13 protein-coding genes are annotated in these 12,291 nt (G+C 69.9%); 7 read left to right on the plus strand and 6 right to left on the minus strand.

Annotated elements, in window-relative coordinates; all coding sequences use genetic code 11:
* Nucleotides 1-15: 15 nt before the first annotated feature.
* Nucleotides 16-561: a hypothetical protein gene (locus ACH34W_RS02670; protein WP_395959036.1), complete on the minus strand. Its 546-nt coding sequence runs from the start codon at nucleotides 559-561 to the stop codon at nucleotides 16-18.
* 222 nt (nucleotides 562-783) lie between these two features.
* On the opposite strand from ACH34W_RS02670, the gene ACH34W_RS02675 reads away from it, so the two are divergent.
* Nucleotides 784-1,362: a dihydrofolate reductase family protein gene (locus tag ACH34W_RS02675; RefSeq protein WP_395959037.1), complete on the plus strand. Its 579-nt coding sequence runs from the start codon at nucleotides 784-786 to the stop codon at nucleotides 1,360-1,362.
* On the opposite strand, the gene ACH34W_RS02680 is transcribed toward ACH34W_RS02675, so the two are convergent.
* From ACH34W_RS02680 to ACH34W_RS02695, 4 genes are all read right to left on the minus strand, one after another.
* Entirely contained in the window at nucleotides 1,347-2,102 is a 756-nt protein-coding gene (locus tag ACH34W_RS02680; protein WP_395959038.1) for a putative protein N(5)-glutamine methyltransferase, read from the minus strand. The genes ACH34W_RS02675 and ACH34W_RS02680 overlap by 16 nt on opposite strands.
* Nucleotides 2,103-2,250: 148 nt before the next feature.
* Complete coding sequence (locus ACH34W_RS02685) at nucleotides 2,251-3,003, minus strand: Asp/Glu racemase (RefSeq protein WP_395959039.1); 753 nt, start codon at nucleotides 3,001-3,003, stop codon at nucleotides 2,251-2,253.
* The gene (locus ACH34W_RS02690; RefSeq protein ID WP_395959040.1) at nucleotides 3,000-4,037 is read right to left on the minus strand and encodes a leucyl aminopeptidase; all 1,038 of its coding nucleotides are present in this window, start codon (nucleotides 4,035-4,037) and stop codon (nucleotides 3,000-3,002) included. The genes ACH34W_RS02685 and ACH34W_RS02690 overlap by 4 nt, the downstream gene beginning before the upstream one ends.
* 116 nt (nucleotides 4,038-4,153) lie before the next feature.
* Entirely contained in the window at nucleotides 4,154-4,744 is a 591-nt protein-coding gene (locus tag ACH34W_RS02695) for a TetR/AcrR family transcriptional regulator (RefSeq protein ID WP_395959041.1), read from the minus strand.
* A 53-nt stretch (nucleotides 4,745-4,797) separates the two neighbouring features.
* Here ACH34W_RS02695 and ACH34W_RS02700 point away from each other — a divergent pair, with 53 nt between their 5' ends.
* Complete coding sequence (locus ACH34W_RS02700; protein WP_395959042.1) at nucleotides 4,798-6,237, plus strand: ABC1 kinase family protein; 1,440 nt, start codon at nucleotides 4,798-4,800, stop codon at nucleotides 6,235-6,237.
* On the plus strand, nucleotides 6,194-7,297 hold the full coding sequence (locus ACH34W_RS02705; protein ID WP_395959043.1) for a cytochrome P450: 1,104 nt from the start codon (nucleotides 6,194-6,196) through the stop codon (nucleotides 7,295-7,297). The genes ACH34W_RS02700 and ACH34W_RS02705 overlap by 44 nt, the downstream gene beginning before the upstream one ends.
* Before the next feature lie 26 nt (nucleotides 7,298-7,323).
* On the opposite strand, the gene ACH34W_RS02710 is transcribed toward ACH34W_RS02705, so the two are convergent.
* Nucleotides 7,324-8,232, minus strand: coding sequence for a TIGR03621 family F420-dependent LLM class oxidoreductase (locus tag ACH34W_RS02710; RefSeq protein WP_395959044.1), 909 nt, complete (start codon nucleotides 8,230-8,232; stop codon nucleotides 7,324-7,326).
* 96 nt (nucleotides 8,233-8,328) lie between these two features.
* On the opposite strand from ACH34W_RS02710, the gene ACH34W_RS02715 reads away from it, so the two are divergent.
* The 4 genes from ACH34W_RS02715 to ACH34W_RS02730 are packed head-to-tail and all read left to right on the plus strand — an operon-like array spanning nucleotide 8,329 to nucleotide 12,246.
* On the plus strand, nucleotides 8,329-9,126 hold the full coding sequence (locus tag ACH34W_RS02715; RefSeq protein WP_395959045.1) for a phytanoyl-CoA dioxygenase family protein: 798 nt from the start codon (nucleotides 8,329-8,331) through the stop codon (nucleotides 9,124-9,126).
* Nucleotides 9,123-10,214: a phosphotriesterase gene (locus ACH34W_RS02720; RefSeq protein WP_395959046.1), complete on the plus strand. Its 1,092-nt coding sequence runs from the start codon at nucleotides 9,123-9,125 to the stop codon at nucleotides 10,212-10,214. The genes ACH34W_RS02715 and ACH34W_RS02720 overlap by 4 nt, the downstream gene beginning before the upstream one ends.
* Nucleotides 10,211-11,437 (plus strand): cytochrome P450, encoded by a 1,227-nt coding sequence (locus tag ACH34W_RS02725; RefSeq protein ID WP_395959047.1) that lies wholly within the window; start codon nucleotides 10,211-10,213, stop codon nucleotides 11,435-11,437. Before ACH34W_RS02720 ends, ACH34W_RS02725 begins: the two co-directional genes overlap by 4 nt.
* Nucleotides 11,434-12,246, plus strand: coding sequence for an SDR family NAD(P)-dependent oxidoreductase (locus tag ACH34W_RS02730; RefSeq protein ID WP_395959048.1), 813 nt, complete (start codon nucleotides 11,434-11,436; stop codon nucleotides 12,244-12,246). The genes ACH34W_RS02725 and ACH34W_RS02730 overlap by 4 nt, the downstream gene beginning before the upstream one ends.
* Nucleotides 12,247-12,291: the final 45 nt, after the last annotated feature.

Genomic DNA, 12,291 nt, shown 5'->3' on the forward strand with positions numbered 1-12,291 from the left:
GCCACACGATTTCCGTCAGGCTCGCGGCGGCACCTCGCCGTGCTCCAAGCCCTGGCGGATGGCGTCGACCAGCGCTGCCGCGTCGCTGGTGAAGCCCGTAATGAGCAGGCGTCCGCCCTTGCGGCCGTCGCCACCCTTGATCTTGACGACGGTGTAGACGTCCCAGCCCAGCATCTGACCCACCCAGTGGTCCTGCCCCCGGTTGGAAATCCGGCTGATGTGTTCCCAGGGGACGACCCGGAACTGGGTGGCGTGTTCGTACGCCAGACCTCCGGTCCGCAGCCTGAACACCTCGCCGGGCGTCATGAAATAGCGCCGCAGGCATGAGCCGCCCCACCACAGCCCGGCCAGCGCGACCCCGAGCAGCAGCCCGGCCACCAGCTGGCCCCGCTGTCCGTCGGCGAATATCGCGATCAGCACGGGTACCGACACCGCCCCGGCCACCAGGCCCACGAGCAACGAGGTCACCCCCACCGCGCCCCGCCGGGAGTCGTCGGTCTCGAAGCGCCGTACGAACGCCCCCAACTCCTGCTCCGCCGCCCGCACCATCGCGCCTCCCATCGCCGCACCTCGCTAAGGATCACGCAAACGACGGCGCCCACGACCGGATCATGGGCCCTGACCACTAACGGCCAGACACGCACCCGCTGTCAGCCAGACTCGGCGTGCCGGCTGCCGTGTGCCGGCCGCCGCGTGCGAGGTCATCAGAACCTGCGCCTGACTGTCGATCTCGGGAAGGGCCGTTCGTGTAGGAGGTGAAAGCACGAGGAGAGGGAGCGCGACATGGGCAAGATCGTGGTGATCGAGCATCTGACGCTCGACGGTGTGATGCAGGCCCCGGGGCGGCCTGACGAGGACCCGCGGGGTGGCTTCGAGCACGGCGGGTGGGCGCAGGAGCGTAATGACCCGGCCATGGCGGCCGCGATGGGCGAGCGCATGGGGGCGTCCTGGTCGTTGCTGGCCGGGCGGCGGACGTACGTGGACTTCGCGTCGTTCTGGCCGAAGCAGGAGCCCAATCCGTTCACCGACGCGCTCAACCGCGTCCAGAAGTACGTGGTGTCGGCGACGCAGGACGAGCCTCTTGAATGGGTCAACTCCGTGCTGCTCAAGGGTGATCCGGCGGAGACAGTCGCGAAGCTCAAGGGTGGTCTCGACGAAAATCTCGTGGTCTTCGGGAGCGGCGTGCTCGTCCAAGCCCTGATGCGGGCGGATCTGGTCGACGAGTTCGTTCTCCAGATCCACCCGCTCGTGCTGGGGACGGGGCGCCGCCTGTTCGAGGAGAGCACGACCGCCTCGTTGCGGCTCGTCGATTCGGTGACCACCGCTACCGGGGTGGTCATCGCGACCTATGGAGCCCGCTGACCGATGATGACGGTGGCGTTGAGGTCGTCGGAATGGGCTATCCGGGTTTGGAGGCCTGCCTGGGTAAAGGCTTCGCGGGCGGTTTCGGCTTGGCGTTTGCTGGTCTCGATGAAGAGGTGACCGCCGGGGGCTAGCCATTCGGGGGCAGCGGCGGTGACGCGGCGGAGAATGTCGAGGCCATCCGAGCCGCCGTCGAGGGAGACCTTGGGCTCGTGGTCGCGGGCCTCGGAGGGGAGCAGGGGGACTTCGCCCGTGGGGACGTAGGGGGTGTTGGCCACCAGGATGTCGACGCGACCCCGGAGGTGAGCGGGGAGGGGATCGAAGAGATCACCTTCGTACACCTGGCCGTTGGTGATGTTGCGGCGGGCGCAGCGAACGGCAGCGGGTTCGATGTCGGCGGCGTACAGGTCCACCTGGTCGACGTTCGCGGCGATCGCGGCCCCCAGCGCGCCGGAACCGCAGCAGAGATCGAGGACCGTGGTGAGGGGAGTGGCGAGAGTCACGGCCTGGTCGATGAGGAATTCGGTGCGGCGGCGGGGGACGAAGACGCCGGGGGAGACGTGGACGCGGAGGCCGTAGAACTCGGCCCAGCCGAGGACGTATTCGAGCGGGAGTCCGGCGACGCGGCGTTCGACCATGGAGTCGAGCTCGGCTGGGGTGCGGGCCGTGGAGATGAGGAGCTCGGCTTCGTCCTCGGCGAAGACGCAGCCGGCGGCGCGGAGCTTGGTGACGATCGACAAGAGAGCCTCTCGGGATGTGCCGGAGGGTGCTCTCTATCCGAATGGGTGTGAGGTGAGAGCACCCGGCCATGAACTGGCGTTAACGGGACCCACCTCCTCTGATCGTGCCTGGATCAGCAACCTTACCCTGCGCGCCGCGGCCAGATCGTCAGTGAGCGCCGGACAGGAGGCTGCCCGCGTTCGGGACCGTCGTGGCGAGGCCGAGCGTGGACAGGACGCTGTAGGTGGTGGCGGTCGCGGCGGAGAGCACGGGCAGGCCCGCCTCGTCCTGGACTGCCTGGATTGAGGGGAGGGACGGCATCTGGACGCAGGCTGAGAGGACCAGTGCGTCGGCGCTGGTCAGGGATAGTTTCCGCCAGTGGTCGCGGAGGTCGGCCGGGTCTAGGCGGCCTACGGCGAGATTGTCGGGGACTTCCAGGCTCAGGGCGTCGACCACTTCGACGCCCGCGTCCTCGATGTAGTCCACGACCTTCTGGGTGAGCGGCTTCATGTACGGGGTGATGACGGCGATGCGTTTTGCCTTGAGGGCGGCCAGGCCGGTGAGGAGGGCTCCGGCACTGGACACGACGGGGGCCTGCGAGCCCTCGGCGCGGAGGGCCTCGCGGATGGAGTCCTCGGCCGTGCAGTGGTAGCGCGGGCCCTGCGCCATGATCGCCACCAGGCAGGCCGTGGTGACGACGTCGGGGCGGGCGTCCGCGAGCTCGGCTGCGGCGCGTTCGGCCTGGGCGTTCATGGCGCGGAGCTGCTCGGGCGTCACGTGCTGCATGCGGGCGCGGGCGCTGTGGAAGACGAAGCGATCGGCGGGGTATGCGTCCTCGCGGGCCCGGAGCATGCGGGGGAGCTCGGTCTCCATGGTCAGGTTGGAGCTCGGCACGATCAGGCCGATGTGGTGGTCGGTCACTGGATCCTCCGGGTGGCCGGGCGCATCTCGGGGACGACGACATCGCCGTCGCGGACGATCGGCTCGTCGTCCAGGAAAAGGCTGCAACCGCGCATCGGGATGTCGAAGTGGCATGGGGTGTCGTTCGGGCCGCCGAGCTCGTTGTTGGGCCCGATCGAGAACATGACGTTCCCGTAGAACGACCGCAGCTCCATGCCCATGCCACCGGGGAACTGCGTCAGGCCGTGCCACTGCGCGCGCTCGTCGAGACCCCAGCCGACGTGCGACATCCCGTAGCCACGCGGGTCGTTGAAGGACTTGATGTACGAGGAGAGCAGGTCGGCGTCGAGCCCGCCCCGGATGTCGGTGATGAAGCCCTGCTCGATGGTGAGCGTGACGGGGGCCTGCACGTAGGTGTTGAACGGGAGCAGGACGTCGCCGGGGGAGAGCACGATGGTGCCGTCCACGCCGTCGTCGGCTCCGCCGGTGAAGACGAACGCGGCGGGCCAGTGGTCCCAGCGGCCCGGGGTGTCGGTGTAGCCGTATTCGCTGAGAGTCGGGTAGACGCCTAGGTGGTACGTGACGTCCGTGCCAGCGGGGCTCGTGATCCGCATGGTGCCCGCTTTGGCGAGGAGCTCGGCGCCGACCTCCACGCGTTCGCGCAGCTCGGGGGTGGGCATCAGGCGCGCCAGGAGGGGAGCGGGCTCTACGCAGGTCAGGATGCGGGTGCCCGCGTCCTGGATCGCGAACTGCTCCTTGGAGAACAACAGGAACTTCAAGTCGACCAGCATGTCGGCCCGCTTGAGCGCCTCGACGGCCTCCGGGTTGCCGCCCAGGCCGGAGTCGCCCACCGCCCAGGCTCCGGAGAGGTCGAGGGAGTTGGGCAGCCGCATGTGGTACGAGCTCGCGCCCAGGCGGCTCGCCGCGTACAGGAACGCGTCGGCGTAGTCGAGCCGCTCGTCGCCCTGGGAGAGCACGGCGATGGTCTCGCCCTCGTGCACCCCGCTCAGGGTGAGCTGCCGTACGCAGATCTCGTTCAGCAGGTTCTGGTCCATTGCGCGCCTCCACGCTCAGGTAGTCCGGACACGGACGATCTGGCGAAACTAATCCGAACACGGACGAGTTGTGCGGCGCAAGGGGTGAAACAGAGTTGTCACATGTGATCAGCCGCTCATTCCGCCAGCAGGGCGTGCATCATCTCGACCCAGGTGGCGACGAACGTCTCGTCGTCGACCCCGACCGAGGTCACGCCGAGTACGCTGCGGAGCATCCGCGAGGACAGCAGGGAGCCCAGGCCGACGGCCGCCACGGCCGTCGCGCGCTCCGCCGGGAGTTCGGCGCGGTCGCGCAACCAGGCGGCGAACTCGGTGTAGGTGGTGCTCACCAGCTGCTCGACCGCGACCTCGACGAGCTCGGGCCGGCTGCGGGCCTCGGAGACCAGGATCCGCAGCAGTTCCTCCTCGCCGTCCAGCTCGGCCAGGATGTAGCGGGCTGACAGCGTGAGCTCGGCGCGCAGGTCGCCGAGGTCGCCCAGCAGGCGGCGGATGTCGCGCAGCGCGTCCAGCCGGGCCAGGTGCCGCTCGATGCCCGCTCGCAGCACTGCCTCCTTCGTGCGGAAGTGGTGGTAGAGCCCGCCCGCGCCGGGGGTCAGCCCGGCGGCCTTCTCGATCTGGGCGACGCTCGTTCCGCGATAGCCGTTCTCACCGAACAGCTGCATCGCGGCATCGATGATCCGCTCACGGGTCGGGGTTGACTGGCTCACGCTCCTAAGTAAACACTTAGGCGACGGCAGTGTCTACTTACGGGGTCTTGTTCATGGCTGAGGAACCACACGCCATCCGCCGCGGCCGCGTCGTCCGCGCGGCTCCGTTGCTCGGCACGGCGAGCCGCACCGCCGGGGAGGCGGTGGTCGCGTCCCTGCGGAAGCGGGTGACGGGCAAGGACGACGGCGCCGACTTCCACGCCCGGGCCGCCGAGCGTTACGCCCAGCGGCTCGGCCGGTCCAAGGGCGTGCTGATGAAGGCCGGCCAGATCCTTTCGTTCGTCAACTTCACCCCGGCGGTGGACGGCGACTACCAGCGGATCTACCGGGCGGCGCTCCAGCGGCTGCAGGACGACGCGCCGCCCATGCCGTACGAGGTGGCGCGCGGCGTGATCATCGCCGAGCTGGGCGCGCCGCCGGAGGAGCTGTTCGCCGAGTTCGACCGCGAACCGCTCGCGGCGGCGTCGATCGGGCAGGTGCACGCCGCCCGGCTGCACGACGGCAGGCGGGTGGCCGTGAAGATCCAGTATCCGGGGGTGGCGGAGGCGATCCGCTCCGATCTGCAGAACACCGAGCTGCTGGCCACGTTCCTCCAACTGGGCCGCCCGCTGACCGGCGCCATGACCCGGCTCGACGTCAAGGCGCTGGCCCGCGAGGTGACCGAACGCATCGGCGGTGAGCTCGACTACCAGGCCGAGGCCGCCAACCAGAGAGAGTTCGCCGATGCCTACCGGGGCCATCCGTTCATCCGCGTCCCCGAAGTCGTGCCGGAGCTGTGCACCGGCCGCGTCTTCACCCAGGACCTCGCGGACGGGATGCGCTGGCAGGAGGCGCTCCAAGCGGACCAGGAGCTGAAGGACCGCTGGGGCGAGGTGATCTATCGCTTCACGATCGGCAGCATGCGCAGGCTCGGCCTCTTCAACGCCGACCCCCATCCCGGCAACTACCTCTTCAACCCTGACGGCACGGTGACCTTCGTCGACTTCGGCTGTGTCACCCGGTTCACGCCTGAGCAGGTCCGCCGGATCGCCGGCTTCGTCACCGCCACGGTGGACGGAGACGCCGACGCGCTGGCCGCCGCGGTGACGGCCATCGGTTTCATCGACCCGGCGAGTGACGATCCGCCCACGCCCGGGGAGCTGATGGGCTGGTTCGGGTCGTCACTGCGGTCCATGATCGAGCCGCAGCCCTACACGTTCAGCCCCGAGGAAGCGGCGGAGATCGTCCAGAACGCGTTCTCGCCGTTCGGGCCCCACCGTTCGGTGGTCCGGCAGCTGACCACGGGGCCCGCCTATCTGTTCCTCATGCGCATCGACATGGGCATGACGGCTGTCCTGGGCGACCTGCGCGCCACCGGCCACTGGGACGGCATCTGCAGGGAATGGGACCGCGGCGGGCCGCCCGCCACCCCGCTCGGCGAGCAGGACCAGGAATTCTGGAAGGAGCATCGTGACAACGGGAACCTTCACCGAGCCGGTTCGGTGGGCGGATGAGCTCCGGTCCTTCGTCGTCGCCGGATTCGACGAGGCGTCGGAAGTGCTGCGCGGGCAGGGCTGGAGCAACGATCCGCACCGCAACCCGATCGCGCCGGTCATCCTGAGGACGCTTCCGCCCGGCATCCTGCTCTTCATGGACCCGCCCGACCACACGCGGCTGCGGCGCCTGGTCGCGCCCGCGTTCACGCCGCGCGCGGTGGAACGGCTCCGGCCACGGGTCGTCGCCGTGATCGACGCCGTGCTGGACGGGCTCTTCGACGAGGGCGACGAGATCGATCTCATGGCGGAGGCCGCCTACCTGATCCCGCTGGCCGTGATCGCGGAGCTGCTCGACGTGGGGGTGGAGGGCGCCGAGGTGTTCCGGGCCGAGACGCCGGCGCTGGTCCGCATGCTGGAGATCGGCCTGAGCGACGACGATCTCGAACGGAGCCTGGCCGCCTCGCAGGAGCTCGCGATGTTCCTGCTGCCGGTGCTCAGCGAGCGCCAGCGGCATCCCGGCGACGACTTCATCAGCGGGCTCTTCGCCGAGGGCGAGCTGACCCTCGAAGAGGCGCTGGGGACGTGCGTTCTGCTGCTCGCCGCGGGACACGAGACGACCGCGAACCTCATCGGCAACGGCACCCTCGCGCTGTTGCGGCATCCCGGCCAGGTGCCGCACCTCCACGCGGATCCCGGACGCGCCGTCGAGGAACTGCTGCGCGCCGAGTCACCGGTCAAGCTGGCCGTACGGCTTGCCCTGACCGACCACGAGCTGGGCGGGCACCGGATCGAGGCGGGCCGCCAGGTGGTCGTGGCCATCGACGAGGCACACCGGGACCCGCGCCGGTTCCCCGATCCGAACCGGCTCGACCTCGCGCGCGAGCCGGGGCCGCACCTGGCGTTCGGGGCCGGTCACCACTTCTGCCTGGGCGCGGGCCTGGCCCGGATGGAGGCGGCCGAGGCGCTGCCGCGGCTGTTCGCCCGGTATCCCGGCCTGGCCTTGGCGTCCGGCGAACCTTGCTGGCGTGACTCGACCACCTTCCACGGCCTCCAGGAGCTCAGAGTCCGCGAGTCCTAGCCGTTCCGCTCGTTCCGCTCGTTCTCTCAGCTCCCGGCGAGTGCCGAGACCACCGGGGTGAACGCCGTCAGGTCGGCTTCGTGGTGCAGCACGAAGTAGGTCAGCCCGAGTTCCCTTCGCCAGCGGTGCAGGTCGTCGCAGATCTTCGCGGTGTCGCCAGCCAGCACCTGCGGCGTGTCGGTCTGCGCTTCGGGGGCGGCGGCGCTCCAGGCGGCCTTGCTGTTCGGGCCGGTGTCGCGGCCGATGCTCAGGATCGAGGTGCCGAGCTCGACGTCCCGCCCGCCCGCCTCGGTGCGGATGATGTCAATCTTGCGGCGGAACGCGTCGGGGCCGCCGTCGGCGGTGTCCGGCCCGGCGCCGTCGGCCCGGACCCGCATGGTGAGGTTGACGATGTCGGCTTCGCGGGCCGCCAGCCGCAACATGCGAGGCCCGCCGCCGCCCAGCATGAGCCTCGGTCCGGGACGCTGGATCGGGACCGGCTCCTGTTCCAAGCCGTCGAGCCGATAGTGGCGGCCCTCGTACGAGAACGGCCCGCCGCGCCATAGGCCCTTGAGGACGTCGATGGCCTCGGTGAGCCGGTCGACGCGTACTCCCGGCGGGTCCAAGGTCAGCCCCGCGCGGTGGTAGTCGTGGGCCATCCAGCCGGTGCCGATCCCCAGCTCCAGCCGCCCGTCCGAGAGCACGTCGATCGTCGCCGCCTCCTTGGCGAGCACGGCGGGATGGCGGAAGTCGTTCGCGAAGACGAGCGTGCCGACCTTGAGCCGGGACGTCGCGCAGGCCGCCGCCGTCATCGCGGCGACGGGCGCGAAGCGCGGGCCGACGAGGTGGTCGGGCACGAGGAGCGTGTCGAATCCGGAGTCCTCCAGGCGGCGTGCCTTCTCCGCCCAGGCCTTGGCTGACTCGGCCATCCGGATCACTGCGGCGAAGCGGAACATCGGACCTCCGTATACCAAGCGCTTGCTCGCCAAGATATGCGGCGCTACCGTCGCGGGGGAAGGGACAGTCTTGGCCGGTAGCGAAGGGCGGCGCCGATGGGTCTTTCCGTACTGCGGGCACCGGTACGCGAGGTGACGGAACAAGAGATCGCCGACTTCCGCGCGAACGGCTGGGCACGGCTGCCCGGCCTGGTGGCGCCGGAGTTCGTCGCGGACCTCAAGGACCGCGCGCTGGAACGGCTCGCCGACCGGCGCGAACGGTTCCGCAACAGCTTCGTGGACCAGGCGTTCGGACAGGACCGCGACATCGCCAAGCACGACGAGGCGTACGCCGCCCTCGCGCTCTCGCCCCAGCTGGCCCACAACGTCACCCGGCTGCTGGTCGGCGTGGACGCGGTCCGGCTCCAGGTGACCAACCTCCTGATCAAGGAGCCCGCCAACGGCGACGGCCACGGCGCGACCGTGTTCCACCAGGACTTCCCGTGGATGCCCATGGACCGGTCCGCGATGCTCACCGTCTGGCTGGCGCTGGCCGACATCCCCGCCGACATGGGCGCGCTGCGCTTCTACAACGGCTCGCACCTGTACGGGTCGCTCGGGCGCAGCTTCGTCCGGGAGGACGACGACGCGCTCAGCCAGCATCCGTGGCTGGAGACGCTGGAGCTCTCCGAGCCGATCGACCTGGCGGCGGGTGACGCGACCATGCACAGCTCCTTGGTCATCCACGGCGCACCGGCCAACCGGCGGGACAGTCCGAGGCTGTCGTTCACCGCTACCTACTTCGACGCCGGCGCTCTCTACACCGGCGCCGCGTACGGGCAGACCGACGGCCTCGGCCTCGAGGTGAACAAGCCGTTCGACCACCCCATGTTCCCGGTGGTGCCAGCCCCATGAGCATCGAGGAAGCGGGCACGGAGGAAGCGGGCGACGCGAGAACGGGCGCCGGGCCAGCGGGCGCCGGGCGAACGGGCGCTGGGCCAGCGGGCGCCGAGCCAGCGGGCGCCGGGCGAACGGGCGTGGAGACCTTTCGCGGTCTCGTCGCCGAGCCGGGCGCGACGCTCATGCACGAGCACATCTTCGGGCTGAGCCCAGAGATCCTTTGGAACTGGCCGGACATCCCTGAGGGCTGGGACCTGGAGGAGCGCGCCCAGGAGGCGGCGGGCAAGCTGAACGACCTCAAGGCCGCCGGGGTGGACACCGTCGTCGACCTGACGGTGATCGGCCTCGGCCGCTACGTCCCCGCCGTCCAGCGCGTCGCCGAACTCACCGACCTCAACATCGTCGCGGCCACCGGCCTCTACACCTACGACGCCCTGCCGCCCTACTTCGGCAACCGCGGGCCGGGCTCGCTGTTCGGCGGGCCGGACCGGCTGGCCGAGTTCTTCGTGCGCGACATCACCGAGGGCATCGGCCGTACGGGCGTCAAGGCGGGCATGCTCAAGTGCGCCACCGGCCGCCAGGGGATCACGCCCGGGGTGGAACGGGTCATCCGCGCGGTCGCGCAGGCCCACCGGGAGACCGGCGTGCCGATCACCACGCACAGCGAGTCGGCGACCCGCAATGGCCTTGACCAGCAGAAGCTCCTTGCCGAGGAGGGCGTGGACCTCTCCCGTGTCGTCATCGGGCACGCGGGTGACTCCACCGACCTCGCCTACCTGGAAGAGCTCGTCGCGAACGGGTCGTACCTCGGGATGGACCGGTTCGGGATCGAGTTCACCTCGTTCGAGGACCGCGTCGCCACCGTCGTCGCGATGTGCGAGCGCGGCCACGCGTCCCGGATGGTCCTGTCGCACGACTCGTACTGCTTCAACGACCGCTTCGAGCCCGAGGTGGTCAAGGAGCGCCATCCCAACTACCACCTGCTGCACATCTCCCGCGACGTGCTGCCCGCGCTGCGCGCCGCCGGCGTCAGCGAGGAGCAGATCACGCAGATGCTCGTCGACAACCCACGCACGATCCTCACCGGAGGCGGCCGCCCATGATCCCCGCGGACTTCGACGTCAGCGCCGACTGGCATGTCGCCGACCCCTATCCGTTCCTGCGTCACCTAAGGAACGAGAAGCCCGTCTTCTGGAGCGACCACCTCCAGATGTGGGTGCTGACCCGCTACGACGACGTCCGGGGTGCCTATCGCGACCACGAGACGTTCTCCAGCGTCGGCTCGCTGACGATCTCGCGCACGCTCACCGAAGCTGTGAAGGAGACACTCGGCGAGCACCGCTCGTTCCTCGACGACTTCGCGGCCAACGTGGATCCGCCCAAGCACACCCGCATGCGCCGCGCGATCTCCCGGGCCTTCACGCCGCGCGCGGTCTCCCGCCTCGGCGACGACTTCCGCACGAAGGTGGACGCCGTCCTGGACCAGGTGATCCCGCGTGGCCAGGCCGACTTCGTGGCCGAGATCGCTCACCTGCCGTCCGCACGGCTGGCGGCGGTCTTCATCGGGGTGCCGCCGGAGGACGAGGAGCAGGTCAAGCACTGGGTCTACTCCTGGTTCCAGCTCTTCCTGTCGCCCCAGACGGAGGAACGCCAGCACGAGCTCGCCCAGGACTTCCTCAAGTACCTCGACTACGTGGACCGCCTGGTCACCGAACGCCGTGCCGAGCCGCGCGCCGACTTCGTGTCGCTCATGGCCGAGCTCATCGACACCGGCCCGGACGGCCTCTCGCACCGCGAGGTCGTGGAGACGATCAGCGCGCTGCTCCTCGGCGGCAACGACACCGTGCCGAACGGCGTGTCCAACGCCGTCTACCGCCTCATGCGCGAACGCGATGTCTGGGAGGAGATCGTCGCCGACCCCGCGCTCATCCCGGGAATGATCGAGGAGAGCTTCCGCATCGACGGTGCCAGCCTGGGCAGCTTCCGCACCACGACCACCCCGGTGGGCCTGCATGGCGTGACCATCCCCGAGGGCGTCCAGATTCTGCTGCACGCCGACTCAGCGGGGCACGACGAGACGGCCTTCCCCGAGCCCGAACGCTTTGACATCCGGCGGCCCAACGCCCGCGACCATCTGGTCTTCGGCTACGGCGTCCACCACTGCGTCGGGGCGGCGCTGAGCCGGCTCAAGATGCAGATCGCCTTCGAACAACTGATCACCCGCATGCCCTCCCTCCGCCTCGCTCCAAACGCCAACCCCACCTACCGCAGAAGCCTGGTCGGCCGCGGCCTGGCGGCACTCCCGGTCGAGTGGGACGAACGGTGAGGTTCGCCGGCAAGGTCGCCCTGGTGACCGGGGCGGGCTCGGGCATCGGCCGTGCCTGCGCCATGCGCCTGGCCGCCGAAGGAGCCAGGGTCGCGGTCGCCGACATCAACCCCTCCACGGCCGCCGAGACCGCCCGCCTGATCATCAAGAACGAGGGCACCGCCCACCCGTTCACCGCCGACGTGAGCAGCGAGGACGACGTCCGCGCCATGATCGCCGCCGTCCTCGACGCCCACGGCCGGCTCGACGTCCTGCACAACAACGCCGCCGTGCTGTCCCGCGACGTCTACGGCCGCGACCTCGGGCTCACCGAGATGGACGTCGACGTCTGGGACCGTACGCTCGCGGTCAACCTGCGGGGCCCGATGTTGTGCGTCAAGCACGCCGTGCCGCACCTGCCCCCGGGATCGGCGATCATCAACACGTCCTCCGTCTCGGCGCTCGTCGGCGACACCGACCACGCCGCCTACGGGTCCGCGAAGGCCGCGCTCGTCTCGTTCACCCGCTATGTGGCCACGATGTACGGCGACCGCGGCATCCGCTGCAACGCCGTCGCACCCGGCCTGGTCCTGACCGAGGCCGCCCGTCGCGTGATGTCACCCGAACGCCTCGCCGAGAAGGCAGCCGAACGCATCCTCCCCGACCCCGCCGAGCCCGAGGACGTGGCAGCCCTCGTAGCCTTCCTGGCCTCCTCCGAGGCGCGCTGCATCACCGGCCAGACCATCGTGATCGACTCCGGCACGACCGCCCACCGCCCCGAGCACGCCCTCCGCAACTGGACGAAACAGACCAACGCGACCCCTGCGTAGGACCACTGCGTAAGCAGCCTGCCCCAAACACGACCGCCACGGCCG

The organism is Actinomadura sp. 6N118 (genome assembly GCF_044326415.1).
GTDB lineage: Bacteria > Actinomycetota > Actinomycetes > Streptosporangiales > Streptosporangiaceae > Spirillospora.